Annotated in this window: 1 protein-coding gene; it reads left to right on the top strand. The window is 46.7% G+C overall.

The window, feature by feature from the left end:
- A partial coding sequence (locus IAE45_RS18755; RefSeq protein ID WP_200143176.1) for a MucBP domain-containing protein occupies positions 1 to 319 on the top strand: 319 nt, incomplete at both ends.

The raw sequence follows: 319 nt of genomic DNA, 5'->3' as shown, positions 1-319 counted from the left end.
GAAGGAAATCAGCTTTCGGAACCAACGATTCTAAGCGGAAAAGTTGGTCTGCCATATGAAAGCGAACCGAAAGAAATTCCAGGCTGGTATGTGCTAGAAACGCCAAGCAATGCTCGTGGGATTTTCGGAAAAGAAGCGCAAGAAGTGATCTATGTCTATGACCGCTCCGATGCGGCACCAGTGACGGTCAAGTATGAAGACACCGAAGGAAATCAGCTTTCGGAACCAACGATTCTAAGCGGAAAAGTTGGTCTGTCATATGAAAGCGAACCGAAAGAAATTCCAGGGTGGTATGTGCCAGAAATGCCAAGCAATGTGT

This window comes from Enterococcus sp. S53 (assembly GCF_016516865.1).
Lineage (GTDB): Bacteria > Bacillota > Bacilli > Lactobacillales > Enterococcaceae > Enterococcus_D > Enterococcus_D innesii.
The sequence above is the reverse complement of the archived record's forward strand: the minus strand, read 5'-3'. Positions and strand labels throughout refer to the sequence as shown.